This is a genomic window from Allobosea sp., from assembly GCF_017308015.1.
GTDB lineage: Bacteria > Pseudomonadota > Alphaproteobacteria > Rhizobiales > Beijerinckiaceae > Allobosea.
Map to the genome: position 1 here is coordinate 112,764 of NZ_JAFKFW010000007.1, position 18,788 is coordinate 131,551.

At 66.2% G+C, this 18,788-nt stretch carries 17 protein-coding genes; 12 read left to right on the forward strand and 5 right to left on the reverse strand.

Translation table 11 applies throughout. The annotated features are described in order from the left end of the window. The first annotated feature begins 74 nt into the window (after positions 1-74). The 5 genes from J0I42_RS08380 to J0I42_RS08400 all read left to right on the forward strand — a co-directional run bounded on the left by J0I42_RS08380 (position 75) and on the right by J0I42_RS08400 (position 5,683). The gene (locus J0I42_RS08380) at positions 75-2,702 is read left to right on the forward strand and encodes a chemotaxis protein CheW (protein WP_291654369.1); all 2,628 of its coding nucleotides are present in this window, start codon (positions 75-77) and stop codon (positions 2,700-2,702) included. Then, positions 2,699-3,202, forward strand: coding sequence for a chemotaxis protein CheW (locus tag J0I42_RS08385; RefSeq protein ID WP_291654370.1), 504 nt, complete (start codon positions 2,699-2,701; stop codon positions 3,200-3,202). Before J0I42_RS08380 ends, J0I42_RS08385 begins: the two co-directional genes overlap by 4 nt. Before the next feature lie 30 nt (positions 3,203-3,232). Beyond that, positions 3,233-3,598, forward strand: coding sequence for a response regulator (locus tag J0I42_RS08390; RefSeq protein WP_038359309.1), 366 nt, complete (start codon positions 3,233-3,235; stop codon positions 3,596-3,598). An 82-nt stretch (positions 3,599-3,680) separates the two neighbouring features. Next, a complete protein-coding gene (cheB, locus tag J0I42_RS08395) occupies positions 3,681-4,802 on the forward strand; it encodes a chemotaxis-specific protein-glutamate methyltransferase CheB (RefSeq protein WP_291654371.1) in 1,122 nt (373 codons plus the stop codon). Further along, a complete protein-coding gene (locus J0I42_RS08400) occupies positions 4,799-5,683 on the forward strand; it encodes a CheR family methyltransferase (protein ID WP_291654372.1) in 885 nt (294 codons plus the stop codon). The genes cheB and J0I42_RS08400 overlap by 4 nt, the downstream gene beginning before the upstream one ends. A 185-nt stretch (positions 5,684-5,868) precedes the next feature. On the opposite strand, the gene ctrA is transcribed toward J0I42_RS08400, so the two are convergent. Continuing rightward, complete coding sequence (ctrA, locus tag J0I42_RS08405; RefSeq protein ID WP_038359314.1) at positions 5,869-6,570, reverse strand: response regulator transcription factor CtrA; 702 nt, start codon at positions 6,568-6,570, stop codon at positions 5,869-5,871. Positions 6,571-7,004: 434 nt separating this feature from the next. On the opposite strand from ctrA, the gene fliI reads away from it, so the two are divergent. Next, entirely contained in the window at positions 7,005-8,351 is a 1,347-nt protein-coding gene (gene fliI / locus J0I42_RS08410) for a flagellar protein export ATPase FliI (protein WP_291654373.1), read from the forward strand. A gap of 72 nt (positions 8,352-8,423) precedes the next feature. On the opposite strand, the gene J0I42_RS08415 is transcribed toward fliI, so the two are convergent. Beyond that, a complete protein-coding gene (locus tag J0I42_RS08415) occupies positions 8,424-9,629 on the reverse strand; it encodes an MFS transporter (RefSeq protein WP_291654374.1) in 1,206 nt (401 codons plus the stop codon). Between the two features lie 234 nt (positions 9,630-9,863). On the opposite strand from J0I42_RS08415, the gene fliJ reads away from it, so the two are divergent. Beyond that, entirely contained in the window at positions 9,864-10,268 is a 405-nt protein-coding gene (gene fliJ / locus J0I42_RS08420; RefSeq protein ID WP_291654375.1) for a flagellar export protein FliJ, read from the forward strand. A 54-nt stretch (positions 10,269-10,322) separates the two neighbouring features. Here fliJ and J0I42_RS08425 read toward each other — a convergent pair whose 3' ends face one another. After that, positions 10,323-11,216, reverse strand: coding sequence for a GNAT family N-acetyltransferase (locus tag J0I42_RS08425; protein WP_366509810.1), 894 nt, complete (start codon positions 11,214-11,216; stop codon positions 10,323-10,325). Between the two features lie 296 nt (positions 11,217-11,512). Between J0I42_RS08425 and copM the strand changes: the two genes are divergently transcribed. Further along, positions 11,513-11,896, forward strand: coding sequence for a CopM family metallochaperone (gene copM, locus J0I42_RS08430; protein ID WP_291654376.1), 384 nt, complete (start codon positions 11,513-11,515; stop codon positions 11,894-11,896). A 159-nt stretch (positions 11,897-12,055) separates the two neighbouring features. Further along, entirely contained in the window at positions 12,056-13,093 is a 1,038-nt protein-coding gene (locus tag J0I42_RS08435) for a lysylphosphatidylglycerol synthase transmembrane domain-containing protein (RefSeq protein ID WP_291654377.1), read from the forward strand. 115 nt (positions 13,094-13,208) lie between these two features. Here the strand turns inward: J0I42_RS08435 and J0I42_RS08440 are convergent, their stop codons facing one another. Both J0I42_RS08440 and flhA read right to left on the reverse strand, forming a co-directional pair. Further along, complete coding sequence (locus tag J0I42_RS08440; RefSeq protein ID WP_291654378.1) at positions 13,209-14,096, reverse strand: DMT family transporter; 888 nt, start codon at positions 14,094-14,096, stop codon at positions 13,209-13,211. 83 nt (positions 14,097-14,179) lie between these two features. Continuing rightward, a complete protein-coding gene (gene flhA, locus J0I42_RS08445) occupies positions 14,180-16,309 on the reverse strand; it encodes a flagellar biosynthesis protein FlhA (protein WP_291654379.1) in 2,130 nt (709 codons plus the stop codon). 222 nt (positions 16,310-16,531) lie between these two features. Here flhA and J0I42_RS08450 point away from each other — a divergent pair, with 222 nt between their 5' ends. From J0I42_RS08450 to J0I42_RS08460, 3 genes are all read left to right on the forward strand, one after another. Next, positions 16,532-16,819, forward strand: a complete 288-nt coding sequence (locus tag J0I42_RS08450) for a hypothetical protein (RefSeq protein ID WP_291654380.1) — start codon at positions 16,532-16,534, stop codon at positions 16,817-16,819. A 69-nt stretch (positions 16,820-16,888) separates the two neighbouring features. Beyond that, positions 16,889-18,331 (forward strand): MFS transporter, encoded by a 1,443-nt coding sequence (locus J0I42_RS08455; protein ID WP_291654381.1) that lies wholly within the window; start codon positions 16,889-16,891, stop codon positions 18,329-18,331. Between the two features lie 136 nt (positions 18,332-18,467). Beyond that, positions 18,468-18,782 carry a hypothetical protein gene (locus J0I42_RS08460; protein ID WP_291654382.1) on the forward strand — a complete coding sequence of 105 codons (315 nt, stop codon included), beginning with the start codon at positions 18,468-18,470 and terminating at the stop codon, positions 18,780-18,782. The last annotated feature ends 6 nt before the right edge of the window (positions 18,783-18,788 follow it).

Sequence of the window (18,788 nt, forward strand, 5' to 3'; positions counted from 1 at the left end):
TGCGATCTCAACCGATCATAAACCGTTCTGCTGCTTTAATTCCTGCAGCGTTCCGCGTTGAGTGAAGTTCCTGCATGGACGAGCTGCTGCAAGAGTTCCTGACGGAGACCGGCGAGAATCTCGACACGGTCGACCGGGAACTCGTTCGCTTTGAACAGGATCCCAACGACCGGGACATCCTGCGGAACATCTTCAGGCTGGTCCACACGGTCAAGGGCACCTGCGGCTTCATCGGCCTGCCGCGGCTGGAAGCGCTTACGCATGCCGCCGAGTCGGTGATCGGGCAATTCCGTGACGGCGCCACCGTCAAGCCCATAGCCGTCACAGCGATCCTGGAGACGATCGACCGGATCAAGGACATTCTGGCCGAGCTGGCCGAGAAGGGGCAGGAGCCCGAAGGTAATGACGAGACGCTGATCGGGGAACTGCTCGCTCTGGCCGAGCACGCCAAAGGTGAGCTCAAGCAGCAGCCTCCTGCTGAATCGTCGCTCGACCCCGTCGCCGCCTATCTCGCGCGCCACGGCCAGCCCGCCCACGCCCCGGCCAGCGCCGAAGACATCGTCTTCCGCAGTGCCCCCGGCCCGCAGCGCGGGCGCGATGGCCGCATCGAAGGCAGCGAGGCCCCCGCCCCCGCCGAGGATTCGCAAAACCCGTCCCGCGGCGGCGGCCCGGTCACCCTGCGCGTCAATGTCGACACGATCGAGCATCTGATGACCATGGTCTCGGAGCTCGTGCTGACCCGCAACCAGCTCCTCGAGGTCGCGCGGCGGCAGGAGGATGCCGGGCTCAAGGCCCCGCTGCAGCGCCTGTCGCTGATCACCGCCGAACTCCAGGACGGCGTGATGAAGACGCGGATGCAGCCGGTCGGCAACGCCTGGTCGAAGCTGCCGCGCATCGTGCGCGACCTGAGCGCGGAACTGGGTAAGCGCATCGAGCTTCTGACCGACGGCGCCGAGACCGAACTCGACCGGCAGATCCTCGACCTGATCAAGGACCCGCTGATCCACATGGTCCGCAACTGCGCCGACCATGCGATCGAGTTGCCGGCAGACCGGCGCGAGGCCGGCAAGCCCGAGCACGGCACGATCCGGCTAGCCGCCTATCACGAGGGCGGCTCGGTCACGATCTCCATCGCCGATGACGGCCGCGGCCTCGATATCGAGCGTATCCGCAGCAAGGCCGTCGCCAAGGGGCTCGCGACCGAGGCCGAACTCGACAAGCTCAGCGACGCGCAGATCGGCCGCTTCATCTTCCATGCCGGCTTCTCCACCGCCGACAGCGTCACCGCGGTCTCTGGCCGCGGCGTCGGCATGGATGTCGTCAAGGCCAATGTCGATTCGATCGGCGGCACGGTCGATATCGCCAGCCGCCCGGGTCTCGGCACGACCATCACCATCAAGATCCCGCTCACGCTCGCCATCATCTCCGCGCTGATCGTGGTCGCCGGCGAGGACCGGTACGCCATCCCCCAGATCGCGGTGCGCGAGCTGGTGCGAGCCAAGGCCGGCGACGACAACCGCATCGAAGAGATCAACGGCGCTCCGGTGCTGCGGCTGCGCGGGCGCCTGCTGCCGATCGTCTCGCTGCCGGGGCTGATGGCCAGCCCCGGCAAGCAGCAGGCCAGGCGCACGGACGGCGAAGGCTTCATCGTCGTCACCCAGATCGGCGAGCGGCAATTCGGTATCCTCGTCGACAGCGTCTTCCATACCGAGGAAATCGTGGTGAAGCCGATGTCGAGCAAGCTTCGTCACATCCACCTGTTCTCGGGCAACACCATCCTGGGCGACGGCACCGTCGTCCTCATCGTCGATCCCAACGGCGTCGCCCGCCTGGTCGGCGCGACGACGTCCGAGGACACGAAGGAGGAATCGCACGAGGAGACGGCGGAGGCGCATCGCGGCGAGCGGATGACCATGCTCGTCTTCAGGGCCGGCACGGGCAGCCTTCAGGCCCTTCCCCTGTCGCTCGTGACGCGGCTCGAGGAGATCGAGGCCGGCGAGTTCCAGCGCAGCGGCGGCAGGACGCTGCTGCATTATCGCGAGCGCCTGGTCCCGGTGACACCGGTGGCGGACACGCAACTGCGCTCCGAGGGCATCCAGCCGCTCGTCATCGTCTCGAACGGCGATCTCACCGTGGCGCTCGCCGTCGAGGCGATCGTCGACATCGTCGAGGAAACCTTCGAGCTGGAGATAGCGTCGGCCGACGCGCGCGGCATCATCGGCTCCGCCATGATCCGTGGCCGCGCCACGGACATCCTCGATCTCGCCCACTACCTGCCGCTGAACGAGCCCGGCTGGTTTGCGGCCGGGCGCAACGCCGCGCTTCCCGGCCGGATTCTGCTGGTCGAGCCATCCGACTTCCTGCGCGACATGCTGACTCCGGTACTGAGGGCTTCCGGCCGGATCATCGCGCCGATCGCCGACTTCAGCGAGGCGGCCCTGACGACGGCAGGCGAACCGATCCTGACCGCATTGCTCGACCTCGACCGCGACGCCGATACCGCCTTTGCCTTCGCTGCCCTGCTGCGCGAACGCGCCGGGGGCGAGCGCCTGCGCATTCTCGGCCTCACAACCTGCGCCACCCCCGACCTGCACATGCGGGCGGTCCAGGCCGGCCTCGACGACGTCATCGCGAAATTCGACCGCCGTGCCCTGCTCAGCGAACTCAACACGGCGGGCGCCGATCTGAGGCATGCCGCATGATGCCGAGCGAACCACAGGCTCCTGCCGCGGCTGCGTCCGGTTTCGGCGACTCGCTCGACTATGTGACGATCCGCGTCGGCGAACAGCTCCTCGGCCTGCCAATCGGCCGCGTCCAGGATGTCTTCATCGCCAACCACATCACGATCGTGCCGCACGCGCCCGACGAAATCGTCGGCCTGATCAACTTGCGCGGCCGCATCGTCACCGCGATCTGCCTGCGCAAGCGGCTCGGGCGCCCGGTCGAGCTCAGGCTAGACAGCCAGGGCCGCCACGAATTGACGGCAATCGGCATCGACCATGGCGGCGAGGCCTATGCACTCATCGTCGACGCGGTCGGCGAGGTCATCCGGCTCGACCGGTCCACCTTCGAGCCGCTTCCGGTTCATCTCGATCGCGTCTGGGCGGCGCTGGCGACGGGCATTCATCGCCTGGACGACGAATTGCTCGTCGTCCTCGACCTCGACGCCGTCCTCGACCTCGACCTTCGCAGCGCGGCCTGACAGCAGCGCCACCATTCTGGAGACCTCACCATGAAATACTGCCTCGTCGTCGACGACTCAGCGGTGATCCGAAAGGTGGCCCGCCGCATTCTCGAAGGACTGCAGTTCCGCATTGCCGAGGCAGAGGACGGCGCGCGCGCCATCGACGCCTGCAAGGGCGAGATGCCGGACGCCGTCCTGCTCGACTGGAACATGCCGATCATGGACGGCTACGAATTCCTGCGAACGCTGCGCCAGATGCCGGGCGGCAAGCGTCCCAAGGTCGTGTTCTGCACCACCGAGAACGATATCGCCCACATCGCCCGCGCCATGCATGCTGGTGCCGACGAATACATCATGAAGCCGTTCGACAAGGAGATCGTGGCTTCGAAATTCCATCAGGTCGGATTGCTCTGAACGGATGCTCCCCGGTGCGAGCGCGCATCGGGGCCGCTTCGCCCGGAATACTTTCGCCTCTACCGCCTGCCCAGTGAGAAACATGTCGATGTTGTCTCCGCGCGCGCTTCCCGCCAGCCTCGCATCACGGCACAAGACCGTGGTGATCGCGGACGATTCCGTCGTGGTGCGCGGGCTTTTCGCGCGCTGGCTGGGCGAGGCGGGGAATTTCCACGTCGTTGCGGTCGCCGGCGACGGCGAAACCGCAGTCGCCCACGCCACCCGCTTCAAGCCGGACGTGATGGTGCTCGACCTCGACATGCCCGGCATCGACGGCGCCGCCGCCCTCCCCCAGATCCTCCGGGAAAGCCCTAACACAGGCGTCCTGATCGCCGCGACGCTGAACGAGCGCAACACCCGCATCGCTCTCGAATGCATGACGCGAGGGGCGATGGACGTCGTCTCCAAGCCGGACAGCCGCAGCGGCATGACCCTGTCCCTCGATTTTCGCAGCGAGTTCCTGCTCAAGCTCGGCAATATCGTCCAGACGCCGGTCAGGCCGGGGTCGCTGCCGCCCGAGATCGACACGGATCTGCCGCATGCCGGGCCCGTCAACCTGCGCCCGCTCGTCTCGGTGATGCCGCGCTATCTCGTGGTCGGCGCTTCCACCGGTGGCCCGCGCGCCGTCGCCAAGGTTCTGTTCGACATCGGCGACGGCCTCAACGATTTGACGACCATCGTCGTCCAGCACATGCCACCGCTGTTCACCGCCTCCTTCGCCGAGCAGGTCGCGAGCCATATCGGCGTGCCTGCCCGCGAGCCCTTCGACGGCGAGCGCCTGATGCGCGGCATCGTCTATATCGCGCCGGGCGGCCGCCATCTCGGCATCGACCGCAGGCTCGGCCATATCGTCGCGCGGATTGGCGACGAGGCGCCCGTCAATTTCTGCCGGCCCGCCGTCGACGTGCTCTTCGGCGACGCGGCACGCCATCTCGGCGCAGCCGCCCTCGGCCTCGTCCTTACCGGCATGGGCAGCGACGGCACCGACGGCGCGGGTGCCTTGCGCAAGGCCGGCTCCGCCGTCATCGCCCAGGACGAGCCGAGCAGCACGATCTGGGGCATGCCGGGATCCGTCGTGCGTGCCCGCCATGCCAGCGCCGTCATCGCGCTCGACGAGATCGGCGCCTCGATCCGCTGCCTCGTGCGCGGGGTGCAGCCGGTATGACCGAGGCCGACTTCTCCTTCCTGCGCCTCCTGCTGCAGCAGCGATCCGGACTGTCGCTGACCACGGACAAGCGCTATCTGGCCGAGAGCCGGCTCGGCATCCTTTGCCGCCGGCGCGGCATTGCCGATCTCGAAGCCCTCGTCCGCCAGCTCAGGCTTTCCCGCGACCCGGCCCTGGAGAGCGCCGTGGTCGACGCCATGACCACCAACGAGACGCTGTTCTTCCGCGACCAGACGCCGTTCGACCTCTTCCGCGACGTCATCCTGCCCGAACGTCTTGCCGCCAACGCCGCCAGCCGCTCGTTGCGGATCTGGTGCGCGGCCGTCTCCAGCGGCCAGGAAGCCTATTCGCTGGCCATGCTGATCGACGAGCTCGGCGACCGGCTGGCCGGCTGGAAGATCGAGATCCTGGGAACCGACATCTCCGCGGAAATTCTCGACAAGGCCCGCGCCGGTATCTACAGCCAGTTCGAGATCCAGCGCGGCCTGCCGATCCAGATGCTGCTGAAGCATTTCCAGCAGATCGGCGACAAATGGCAAGTCTCGCAGCGTATCCGCTCGATGGTCACATTCACCCAGCACAACCTTCTGGAGCGCAACGACCGGTTCGGTCGTTTCGACGTGATCTTCTGCCGCAACGTGCTGATCTATTTCGACGTACCGACCAAGGTGAAGGTCCTGGAGCTGCTCGCTCCGCGCCTCGTGCCGGATGGGGCATTCCTGCTCGGCGCCGCCGAGACCGTGCTGGGGCTCGCGACGAAGCTCGTCTGCGATCCGCTGCATCGCGGCCTCTATCGCCACGCCGCGATCGGGGGGCCGCCCGCCATCTCCCCCGCGCCCGCCCTTCAGTTCCCGCGGACCACCGCCGCGCTGCGTGGCTGAGAGGAAATTCCGCCCGTTTTGACGGAGCCCCCTCGTCATTCCGCGGAGCGCGACGCCGCACAAACAAAAACCCCGCCTCTCGGCGGGGTCCCCGTCGACCTGTCGTGTACATCCGACGATCAGGTCAAGAACTGGTATGACGTCGCTTCATGACCGGCCGATGACGGGCGGGCGACGGAAATACGTCAGGCCGGGATGCGTTCCTCGACATCGGAAGGCTCGCGCAGCACATAGCCGCGGCCCCAGACAGTCTCGATGTAGTTCTTGCCGTCCGATGCGTTGGCGAGCTTCTTGCGCAGCTTGCAGATGAAGACGTCGATGATCTTGAGCTCGGGCTCGTCCATGCCGCCATAGAGATGGTTGAGGAACATCTCCTTGGTGAGCGTCGTGCCCTTGCGGAGCGAGAGCAGCTCCAGCATCTGGTATTCCTTGCCGGTGAGGTGCACGCGGGCGGCATCCACCTCGACCGTCTTGGTGTCGAGATTGACGACCAGGTCGCCGGTGGTGATGACCGACTGGGCGTGCCCCTTCGAGCGGCGCACGATCGCGTGGATGCGGGCGACCAGCTCGTCCTTGTGGAACGGCTTGGTGAGATAGTCGTCGGCGCCGAAGCCGAGGCCCTTCACCTTATCCTCGATGCCGGCGAGACCGGAGAGGATCAGGATCGGCGTCTTGACCTTCGCGACGCGCAGCGAGCGCAGAACCTCGTAACCCGACATGTCGGGAAGGTTCAGGTCGAGCAGGATGATGTCGTAGTCGTAGAGCTTGCCGAGATCGACGCCCTCTTCGCCGAGGTCCGTCGTATAGACGTTGAAGCTCTCCGATTTGAGCATGAGCTCGATGCTTTGAGCGGTCGCGCTATCGTCCTCGATCAGCAGAACCCGCATGTCCACGTCCCCAATTTCGCCCGCAGGGCAGGTTTGACCGTTGTTTCCGCCCGGACCGTTCGGCCCCGGGCGACGACGCACTTGCCCAATGAAACGCCACGCGACACGCTACGAGGAAACTGGTTAACAAACCGTGATTCCCGAGCGCAAGCGCTTCCTCGGAGAAAGTGAACGATCCTTGTCGAGGTGAGTCGAATTTGACACGGATCGCTGAATTTCTCGGCCGCGAAAGCGCCTTTCGCGGAGGCAGCTTCGGGAAACAGCGCCATAATGGCGCTGCGACACGCGGCAGCCTCGATCCGCAGTGTTAATCACAGAGCTTAACAGGTGGTAAATGAGCGCAATTTGTTAGGAACCCTTACCGAATCATCCACAGGGTGGCCGGCAGCGGTTATGGTTGGCCCAAACTCACTGGCTCAACCGACGCGTTCCGAATGAATTCTCCATCCCACGGCCACGACCGCCTCTCCGCTCTGGCCACCGCCATCGAGCACATCGAGGGCGTAACCATCTATGGCCGGGTCATCGGCGTGCGCGGCCTGCTGGTCGAGGTCGCCGGGCCGATCGGCGCGATGAGCCTGGGCGGGCGCGTCGGCATCGAGATCGCGCCGGGCACGCGCGTCCCCTGCGAGGTCGTCGGCTTTTCCGGCGACAAGGCGCTCGTCATGCCCTTCGGCGGTCTCGACGGTGTCCGCCGCGGCTGTCCCGTCCATGTCGACCGGGCCCAGCCGGGTCTGCGCCCCACGCCGGCCTGGCTCGGCCGCGTCGTCGATGCCCTCGGCCGCCCGGTCGATGGCGGGCCGCCCTTGCCGCAGGGCGACACGCTCTTCGCCTATCGCAACGATCCTCCGAACGCCCATGCACGGCGCCGGGTCGGGCCGCCGCTCGATCTCGGCGTACGCGCCCTGAACACGTTCCTGACCTGCTGCATCGGCCAGCGCATGGGCATCTTCGCCGGCTCCGGCGTCGGCAAGTCCGTGCTGCTCTCGATGCTGGCGCGCTACGCCCAGGCCGACGTCAACATCATCGGCCTCGTCGGCGAGCGCGGCCGCGAGGTGCAGGAATTCCTCCAGGAGGACCTTGGACCGCAAGGCCTCGCCCGCTCGATCGTCGTGGTCGCGACCTCGGACGAGCCGGCGCTGATGCGCAAGCAGGCGGCCCTGACCACGCTAACGCTCGCCGAATATTTCCGCGATCGCGGCCTGCAGGTGATGTGCCTGATGGATTCGGTGACGCGCTTCGCCATGGCGATGCGCGAGATCGGCCTGGCGGCCGGCGAGCCGCCCACGACCAAGGGCTACACCCCGACCGTCTTCGCCGAACTGCCGCGCCTGCTCGAACGCGCCGGCCCCGGCATCGGCGACGGCGCCATCACCGGCCTGTTCACCGTGCTGGTCGATGGCGGCGACCATGACGAGCCCGTCGCCGACGCGGTGCGCGGCATTCTTGACGGCCATATCGTCATGGAGCGTTCGATCGCCGAACGCGGGCGCTATCCGGCGGTGAACATCCTGAAGTCGGTCTCGCGCACCATGCCCCGCTCCTGCGATCCGGCGTATTATCCGGTCGTGCAGAAGGCGCGCTCGACGCTCGCGACCTATGCCGACATGGAAGAACTGATCCGGCTCGGCGCCTATCGCCAGGGCGCCTCGGCCGAGGTCGACGAGGCGATCCGCCTGCATCCCGCGCTCGAGGCCTTTCTGAAGCAGGCCAAGGACGACGCGACGCCCTTGCCGGAATGCTATGCGCGTCTGGCCGCGATCATGAGCGAAACCGTCTGACATTGGCCGTACGGCCCCGGGCCAGTGCCCGACCTGTGGCCGCCGCGGTGCCGGCTTGAACCTGCGCGGCGCTCAGCCTCGCTCCACCATCCGCACCAGCGCGAGCATTGCAGCAAAGCCGATTGCCTGGATCGCGGCGGAAGCGACCAGAGTCGGGTTCGCGCCGAGCCGCTCGACCATCACGGCGAAGAGCAGCGGCGCTGCGGCGAAGGCCATGTTCTGCGGCACCGTGAGCTTGCCGAGCATCGACGCGAAACCGTTGCGCCCGAACAGGGCGAGCGGCAGCGTCGCCCGCGCGATCGAGATCACGCCGAGCGCCGCGCTGAACAGCACGACGAAGATCGCCGCGGCCAGGATCGTCATCGGCAAGAAGGGCAGGACAAGGCACAGGACCGGCCCCAGCAGCAGGCCGAACAGCGCGACCCTCTCGGCCGGCAGCCGCTCGCCGAGCGTCGCGTCGATCGCGCGCGCTGCGAGCGTCGCCGGGCCGCTCAGCGTCGCCACCCAGACGGCCTCGGCCTGCGTCAGCCCGGCCTCCTGGAACAGGCTGATCAGGTGCAACGGCAATCCCCAGGAGACAAGCCCGCTGGCGGAGAAGGCGAGCGCCACCAGCCAGAACGCCGCCCTGCGCGCTTCCGGCGCGACGCGCCCGCGCTCACCGACGGAGGTCGCCTCCGGCTTGGCCGCAAGCACTGGCACACGCCGGTAGCGCGGGATCGACGCATAGATCGGCAGCACGATGACGAGTTGCATCGCCGCGAAGATGAGCAATGTCGTTCGCCAGCCGAAAGCGTTCATCAGCACCGCTGTCAAAGGCCAGAACACGCTGGAGGAGAGGCCCGTGACCAGCATCATCAGCCCGATCACGCGCCGCGTCCGGTCGCCCATCAACTGGGCGATGGTGACATTGCCGGTATTGGCCAACGACAGCGCATGGCCGAGCCCGATCACGAACCAGCTTGCGAGATAGCTCACCGGCCCCTGCGCCAGCGACAGCACGCCGAGCCCGAGCGCGCAGATCAAAGCGCCCATGCACATCGAGCGGCGCGTGCCCTCGCGGTCGTGCAAGCGCCCGATCGCAGGCGCGACCAGCGCCCCGGTGATCAGCAGGATGGTGATACCGCCGAAGACGATCTCGGCATTGAGACCGATCTCGCGATCGAGCGCGCCGACCAGCACCGAGGGCGAATAGAAGGTCGAGCCCCAGCCGATGATGCGGCTCAGCGCAAGGCCGCAAAGCAGGGGGCCGTGCCCGCCGAAACGAGAAATGGCAGCCAAGACAGGATATCCGCTGGGCAAAAGGCCGGATGGCCAAGCGCCTGCCTCACTAGATCATTCCGGTCACGGCCGGCAGCAGCCGCGACGCGGCCTGATCATGCATCAAAGGCAGCCCGTCCCGGTAAGGAAAGGTCAACCTCCTTGCGCCATGTTGCTCCTCGTCTCGCGGATGGAGTTCTGGCGCTCGCCGAGGGGTCGGCAGCGCCGATGCGTAATCAGGAGTTGATAAACGACATGAAGTCGCGAGAGACGCTTCTTCGGCTCAAGCGCTTCCAGGTCGACGAGAAACGTCGCCGGGTAAGCCAGATCGAGATGATGATCGCCGATTTTCACCGAATGGCGAGCGATCTCGATCGCGAGATCCAGGCGGAGGAATCGCGCGCCGGCATCGCCGACCCCGCCCATTTCGCCTATCCGACCTATGCCAAGGCAGCTCTCGGCCGCCGTGACAACCTGCGCCAGTCGGCCGACAACCTGAAGGGCCAGCTCGACGAGGCCAAGGCCGAGTTGCAGGAAGCCTTCGAGGAGATGAAGAAGGTCGAGATCCTCGACGATCGCGAACGCGCCTCGGAGCGCGCGGCGGAAGCCGCCCGGGATCAGTCGGCCATGGATGCGATCGGGTTGCGATCGCGCGCCTGAGAGTGCAGACACAGTTCAGAAAAAGGCGGCGTCCTCGGGACGTCGCCTTTTTCTTTATGCGATGATGGGGTGGTGTTCGACGGAGTCGCGCCGCAGCTTGCCGGTCAGGCGCGGATCGTCGTCGACCTCGACCCCGCGCTTGAAGACCGTGAAGCCCGAGCGCTGGTAGAAGCCCAGCGCAGCCGGATGGTCGAGCGTGCAGGTATGCACCCAGAATCGCGAGATCGGCTTCGTCCAGGCCAGCGCGAGCGCCCGGTTCATCAACCACCGGCCCGCCCCCTTCCCGACCACCGGCTCATCCAGCCCGAAGAACGCGAGTTCGCCTTCGCCCGACACGCGGAAATCCAGTTCGAGCAACCCGACATCGCGCCCCTCGAAGCGAACCGCGTAGACTGTGATGGCCGGGTCGGTGAAGATCGCCTCCAGCTCGGCGCGCGGCTTGGTCAGGCGGCTGAACCACATCCAGCGCTCGCCGAGCAGCCGGTAGACGGTGAGATAGCGTTCGATCTCTGAATGCCTCATCAGTTCGAGCGAGAAACGTTCGGTACCGGCCGGATCGGGCCGTTGCGGGGGGTGCGCGAACATCTCCAGCGATGTCACGATCGTCGCGATCTTGCCGGGCGGCAGGTCGGTCGTTCCGGTCAGGGTGATGCTCAGGCTCTGGGTCATGGATGGGAGGTCGCGGCTCGCTCGAAAATCAGGATCATCGCCGCGATCATGACATGATCGCGTTCGAAAGATCACGACGCAATGACACACGCCCGGCCCGAGAGCATAGGTGGATGGCGGCGGCCACGGCGTGGCCGGTCTTCCGGCTGGCTGTTCGGTCTCCTGGTGATGTGCTTCGCCGTCTTGCCGCATCTGACATTGGCCGCGACGATGCTGCGTATGCCCGGCCCGGCACACCATGCCGGATCTATGCAAGCCACCCTCGACGAGCAGGCGCAAGCATCCGCCCCTTGCCATGAGGACGGAGATGCGAAGACCCCGGCCTCCGCGGCACCTCCCTGCTGCACGATCGGCTGCGGCCTGATCGCCGAAGCGCCAGCCGCCCCCTTGCTGCTCGCCACGGTCTGTTGGTCGCGATTGCCGCCGACACCGGTCGCTGCGGCTCGAAATCGCTCAACCGAGCCGGCAGAACGACCGCCGCGACCCGCGAATTTCGCCTGAACCCTCGATTCCGGCGGATCAAGATGCCGCTTTTCGGCGCGGTCCGCATTTTCATCGACCAAGGATCAAGACAGATGAAGCGTAACACGATCATCCTGGCAGCCCTGCTCGCCGCCGGCTTTCTGGCCGGTCCGGCACAGGCCCAGCAGCCTCATGGCGGCCATGCCGGCCACGGCACTCCCGCCGCAGCCAAGCCCGGCGACAGCGCCTCGACCAAGGCTTATCGGGACGCCAACACCAGGATGCACAAGGATATGGACATCCCCTATTCCGGCAATGCCGATGCCGATTTCGTCCGCGGCATGATCCCGCACCATCAGGGCGCGATCGATATGGCCAGGATCGTCCTCGCCCATGGCAAGGACCCCGAGATCCGCAAGCTCGCCGAGAACGTCATCCGCGATCAGGAGAAGGAAGTGGCGATGATGCAGGACTGGCTGAAGAAGAACGGCAAGTAGCCCTCTCCTCAACGCCTGGACCTTGGGCGAGCGCGGGCGTCTTGAGGCGCTTGCCCTCGCCCTTTCCCGCTGGCAGAGAAGGGACAGGTTCGCGCCGCAGCGGTGAAGACGTGGGCCAACTGTCGCCGTCACCAATCCGTCCTGAGCTCCGCGGCCTCCATGAAACGCTATCTCGACTATCTCTGGCCGATCATCGGGCTCGTCGCTGTCGTCTGGTCGGTGGAACTGCTCTGGGGCAAACTCAAGGCCGAGGCCGGGTCGGACGCCACCGTCGAAGCATTGCTGGAAAATGCGGGGCTCTGGCAGAGCATCAAGATCATCGCCCATCGCATCGGCCACAAGATCGCGGTGATCCCGCCGGACGCCTTCTTCCATGCGGCGCTCGCGACGCTCGTCGCCTATGCCGCGCTCGCCTGGTACGACCGCATCGCGCTGATCCATCTCGGCAAGGAGAAGGGCATCTCCTGGCCCTATATCTCGCTCTGCTCCTTCGTGACCTACGCCCTCTCGCACAATATCGGCGCCTCGGTCTTTTCGGGCGGCATGGTGCGCTACCGCGCCTATACCGCGAAGGGCCTGACGGCGGCCGAGGTCGCGGTCCTCGTCGCGCTCTGCTCCTTCACCTTCGCCTTCGGGACGATCTTCCTAATGGGGCTCGTGCTGCTGTACGAGCCGCAGATCCTGCATCCGCTGGAGCGGATGTCGAAATGGTTCGCGATCACCGACAGCACCGCCCGGTGGATCGGCGTCGGCATGCTCGCCTTCGTCGCGCTCTACACGGTCGGCTCCTGGCTGCGCTTCAAGCCGCTGAAGATCGGCAAGTTCGAGATCATCTATCCGCGCCTGCCGATCGTCGCCCGGCAATATCTCGCCGCCCCGATCGAGCTCGCAGGTGCGGCCGGCATCATCTATTTCGCCTTGCCCGAGCAGGGCAATCCGGGCTTCCTGATCGTGCTCGGCGCCTTCCTGCTGTCGTTCTCGGCCGGCCTCCTGAGCCAGGTGCCGGGCGGCGTCGGCGTGATGGAGGCGGTCTTCCTCGCGGTGATGCCGGGTGTGCCTGCGCCGGCAGTCTTCGCCGCGTTGCTGATCTGGCGGCTGTTCTATCTCATCCTGCCGCTGGTCTTCTCGCTGCCGATCGTGCTCGCCTTCGAACGGGCGCAGCTCAAGCGCAGCACCCGCATCGCCCCGCCGCCATAGGAACGCCTCGTCATGCCGGGGCGTGACCCGAGCATCAGATGCCGAAAGGGGCTATTGCGTTCGGTACTGCCGGAAACTCTCGGGACTGCGCTTCGCTCCGCCGGGAATGACGCCTTTATCGCTTCAGTGCGATCGCCGCGGCGCCGAACATCAGGAGCGCGCCGATCGCCTCCGACCAGCCGAAGGGCTCACCGAGCGCCGCGACGCCGACCGTGACCGCGACGGCCGGGCTGACGAAGGCGTAGAGCCCGGCACGGAACGCCCCCCAGTCTCGCAGCAGCCGCATGTAGATGGTGAAGCCCATCAGCGAGCCGCCGACGATGAGGAAGAGGACAGCCGGCAACACCGGCCAGCTCGCCAGCGCGCGGATCTCGTCAAGACCGACCGGCTCCAGCGCGAGCGAGACGATCGTCAGCCCGATGCCACCGATCAGCGTCTGCCAGCCGGCGAGCGTCAGCGTCGGCATCGTCCCGGCGATCGGCCGGGAGAGCACCGCGCCGACGCAGTAGAACAGCGTGCCTGCCGCGACGGCGGCGAGCCCGATCATCTCCATCGGATCGCCTTGCGCGGCCGAGAGCCCTCCCATGGCCCGTGTCGCGAACAGGAAACCGAGCCCCACGGTTCCAAGGGCGATCGCCACGATCTTGCGCCGGTCGATGCGCACGCCCTCGATTACCCGGCTCGCCAGCAGCGTGTAGATCGGGATCGTCGCGAAATTGACGATCGCCGCGAGCCCGGTCGGCGCATGCGCCGTGCCCCAGAACAGCAGCGTGTAATTGGCGGTATTGAGCAACAACGCGGTGCCGATCAGGCGCGGCCAGGCGCCGCCCGGCACCTTGACCACGTCGCGCCCTGCCCAAAGCAGCATCAGGACGCCGGCAATCGAGAAGCGCGCCGCCGCCAGGAAGACCGGCGGCACATGCATCGAACCGACTTTCATCGGCATCCAGGTCAGACCCCAGACGAGACACATGACAGTGAAGAGAGCAGCATTGCGCGACATGATGTCCGCTTAGCCGCAGCCTATGGCGCTGACCATTGCGCCGCAGGCATCGCGCCCCCGTGGAAAGCGGAGGCGCGTTGATATCAGACGCTGCCCACCGTCTTGAGCCTCACGCGCGGATGGATTTCCGCCTGTGACAGCACCGGCGTCTCCCGGCGGAAGCGCTCGATGATCTGGCGGGCAAAGGGCCGCGCCATGGCCGAGGTGACCAGCGCCGGCATCTCGCCAATGCGCGCGGCGTCCTCGAACTTGTCACGGACGTGATGCACGAACTCCTGCAGGCGGGAGGGCTGCATGGCGAGATGGCGATCCTCACCCTGGCCGATGATCGACTCGGCGAAAACACTCTCCCAGGCCGGCGACAGCGTGATGATCGGCAGTACGCCCTGCATGTTCGAGAACTGGGCACAGATCTGGCGGGCGAGCCGCGCACGGACATGCTCGGCGAGCTCGCGCGGGCTGCGCACGCTTGCGGAGACCTCGGCAACCCCCTCTATGATCGTCGGCAAGTCGCGGATCGAGATGCGCTCGGAGAGCAGGAGCTGCAGCACGCGCTGGATGCCGGTGGTCGAGATCTGGCTCGGCACGATCTCCTTGACCAGATCGGCATGGTCCTTCGGCAATTCGCGCAAGAGCTTCTGCACCTCGGAATGCGAGAGCAGCTCCGGCATGTTCGACTTCAGCACCTCGGTGAGATGCGTCGAGATCACGGTGGCGGCATCGACCACGGTGTAGCCGCGCAGTTGCGCCTCATCCTGCAAGGCAGCATCGATCCAGGTCGCAGGCAGGCCGAAGGTCGGCTCCAGCACGTTGTGGCCTGGCAGGTTCACCGCCCCGCCCATCGGATCCATCGCCATGTACTGGCCGGCATAGACGATCCCCTGGCCCGCATCGATCTCCTTGATCTTGATGAAATAGTGGTTGGCCTCGAGCTGGACGTTGTCGACGATGCGCACAGCCGGCATGACGAAGCCGAGCTCGGCCGCAAGCTGCCGGCGCAGCGCCCGGACCTGGTCGGTCAGCCGGTCCTGCCCGCTCGGCGCATTGACCAGCGGCAGGAGGCCGTAGCCGATCTCGATCTTGAGCTCGTCCATCTTGAGGAGGTCGTTCAGCGTTTCCTCGCGCGGCGTACCGTCCGCCGCGACCGCGCCACCGGCCTGCGCCGGATCGGCCATGCCCGCTTGAGCCTCGCGGGCCTTGGCCGCCTTGCCGAAACGGTAAGCCAGAAAACCGGCGCCGGCCGCCAGCAGCAGGAAGGGCAGCATCGGGATGCCCGGCAGCAGCCCGATCAGCAGCATCACCGCCGCCGACATGCCGAGCGCCTTCGGATAACCCGAGAGCTGCTTGCCGAGCGCCTTGTCGGCCGCGCCGCGCACGCCGGCCTTCGACACGAGCAGGCCGGCCGCCGTCGAGACGATCAGCGCCGGGACCTGGCTGACGAGACCGTCGCCGACGGTGAGGAGAGTGTAGTTCGTCGCCGCCTGACCGAAGCTCAGCCCCTGCTGTGCCACTCCGATGATGATGCCGCCGAGCACGTTGATGAAGGTGATCAGCAGGCCGGCAATGGCGTCGCCGCGCACGAATTTCGAGGCACCGTCCATCGAGCCGAAGAAGGAGGATTCGTCCTCCAGTGCCTTGCGGCGAACCTTTGCGGTTTCCTGGTCGATCAGGCCTGCGGAGAGATCGGCGTCGATCGCCATCTGCTTGCCCGGCATGGCGTCGAGGGAGAAGCGTGCCGCCACCTCGGCGATGCGGCCCGAACCCTTGGTGATGACGACGAAATTGACGATGATCAGGATCGTGAAGACGATCACGCCGATCACGAAATTGCCGCTCATCACGAAACCGGCAAAAGCTTCGATCACATGTCCAGCCGCCGATGAACCCTCATGACCATGGGCGAGGATCAGACGCGTCGAGGCGAGGTTCAGCGCCAGCCGGAACATCGTGACGATCAGCAGTACGGTCGGGAACGCCGAGAACTCCAGCGGCTCCTCGATGAAGAGCGCGGTCATCAGCACCAGCACCGACAGGATGATCGACAGCGCCAGCAGCAGGTCGAGCAGAACCGCGGGCATCGGGAAGATGAGCACCACCAGGATGCCCATGACGCCGACGGCGAGGAACAGGTCGGGCCGGTTGAACAGCTTGCCAAGCGCTCCGCGATCGGGAACGGCGAACCCTCTGCCCTGCCCTGCCGTCACATCGGTCATCGACCGCTCCGCCCCACGCCCGCGCGCCCCGAAGCGGGGTGCAGCTCGGCAATTCTTGCCGGGCGCATGGTGAACGAATTGTTAAGAAACGGATTAATACCCTCTCGGAACCATCAGATGAACGGATGGTTGTCAAAACGCCGCGTTGTGGCCGCATTCGCCGGCCCACTTGGCTCAGGGACGGCTGAACTTCGCCGGATCCCGACGATATTGGAGGTCATCTTGAATCGACGTTCTTTCCTGACGAGCCTTGTCGGCGGCCTTGCGGTTGCCGCGGTCGGCGGCACCGCGATGGCGAAGAGCCTGGTTGAAACCGCCCCCGCGCCTGTCGAACCCAAGACCGGCGACATCGATCCTGCTCTCAAGGCCGGCCTCGACGAGACCGATGCCGCATTCACCCAGTATCATCACCGCCGCCCGCGGCGTCACCGCCGCCCGCCACCGCCGCCGGTCCATCACCGCCGCCCGCGACGCGTGGTCCGCAACGGCCGGGTCTACTGGGTCCGCTGACCTGCAACGGGCCGGCACCTCGCGGTGCCGGCCTTTTCATTCGCCACCGAAGATCGGGAGACCTCCGGCATGACGCCGCCGGGCAACCAGCACCATGGCACGGTCGAAACCGACGTGCCCGCACGGCTCGACCGTCTGCCCTGGTCGCGCTTCCACACGCTCGTGGTCGTGGCCCTCGGCATCACCTGGATCCTCGACGGGCTGGAGGTCACGCTCGCAGGTTCGGTCTCGGGTGCCCTCAAGGAAAGCCCGACCCTCAAGTTCACCAATACCGAGATCGGCCTCGCCGGCGCCGCCTATATCGCCGGCGCGGTGCTGGGAGCGGTCTTCTTCGGCTGGCTCACTGATCGCCTTGGGCGCAAGAAGCTCTTCACGATCACCGTACTTGTCTATCTGTCCGCGACGGCCGCTACCGCCTTTTCCTGGAACGTCGCGAGCTTCATCCTCTTCCGATTCCTGACCGGCATGGGCATCGGCGGCGAATACACCGCCATCAACTCCACCATTCAGGAACTCGTCCCCGCCCGCGTGCGTGGCTGGACGGATCTCGTCATCAACGGCTCGTTCTGGGTCGGTGCGGCGCTCGGCGCGATCGGCTCGATCGTCCTGCTCGATCCCGCCTGGATCGATCCGGAATATGGCTGGCGCCTCGCGTTCTTCATCGGCGCCCTGCTCGGCCTGATCATCCTGTTCCTCAGGCAGTGGATTCCGGAAAGCCCGCGCTGGCTGATCAGCCATGGCCATCCCGAACGCGCCGCGGCGATCGTCGCCGATATCGAGCGCCGCGCCGGCTTCGTCCCGCCCGAAGGCGAAAGACTGCCAGTGACCCGTTTGCGTCCGCGTGCCGCCACCCCGCTCCGCGAGGTCTTCCACACTCTGTTCGTCGCCCATCGCGAGCGTGCGCTGGTGGGCCTGGCCCTGATGCTGTCGCAGGCCTTCTTCTACAATGCGATCTTCTTCACCTACGCTCTGATCCTCACCGACTTCTATGCGGTTCCCTCGCAGAATATCGGCTGGTTCATCCTGCCCTTCGCCGCCGGCAATTTCCTTGGGCCGCTCCTCATCGGACGGCTGTTCGACACGCTCGGCCGCCGCGCGATGATCGCCGCGACCTATGCCCTCTCCGGCCTGCTGCTGACGGGGACGGGCTATCTCTTCTGGAGGGACTGGCTGACGGCCTCGCAACTCACGCTGTGCTGGAGTGTCGTGTTCTTCTTCGCCTCAGCGGCAGCGAGCTCGGCCTATCTCACGGTCTCCGAGACTTTTCCGGTCGAGATGCGGGCGCTGGCCATCGCGGTGTTCTATGCGGTCGGCACCGGTGCTGGCGGCATCGCCGGCCCGTGGCTCTTCGGCATCCTGATCGACACAGGCTCGCGCGGCAGCGTCTTCGGTGGCTACCTACTGGGGGCTGCCCTGATGCTGGCGGCGGCGATCATCGCCGCCCGGTTCGCGATTCGTGCCGAGCGCCAGCCGCTCGAAAGCGTTGCCCGGCCGCTCAACGCGGTGGATTGAGCGTGAGCCCGCGTAACCATAGCGGGCGAAATCTGCCCGGATGGAACAAAGCATCATTTAAATGCATTATTCCACACGGGCATTCCTCGCCTAGGGATGCCGTGGGAGATGTGGTGACAACAGCCTGGAGGCCGTCGTGGACAGACGCTCATTCCTGATGACACTGGTTGGTGGCTTTGCCGCGGCCGGCATGGGCGGCATCGCCGCCGCTGAAGCGGCACAGCCCAAGCTGGCACCGCTGCCGGACGTCGAGCCAAGCAAGGGCGACGAAGCCGTGACCGCCGAGATGAAGGAGGCGCTGGACAAGGCGGATGCCGAGTTCAGCCAGTATTATTACTATCGCCGGCCGCGCTACTATGCACGCCCACGTTATTATGCGCGCCCGCGTTACTACTATCGGCCGCGCTACTACGCCCGCCCGCGCTACTACTACCGCCGGCGCTACTATTGATCGTTT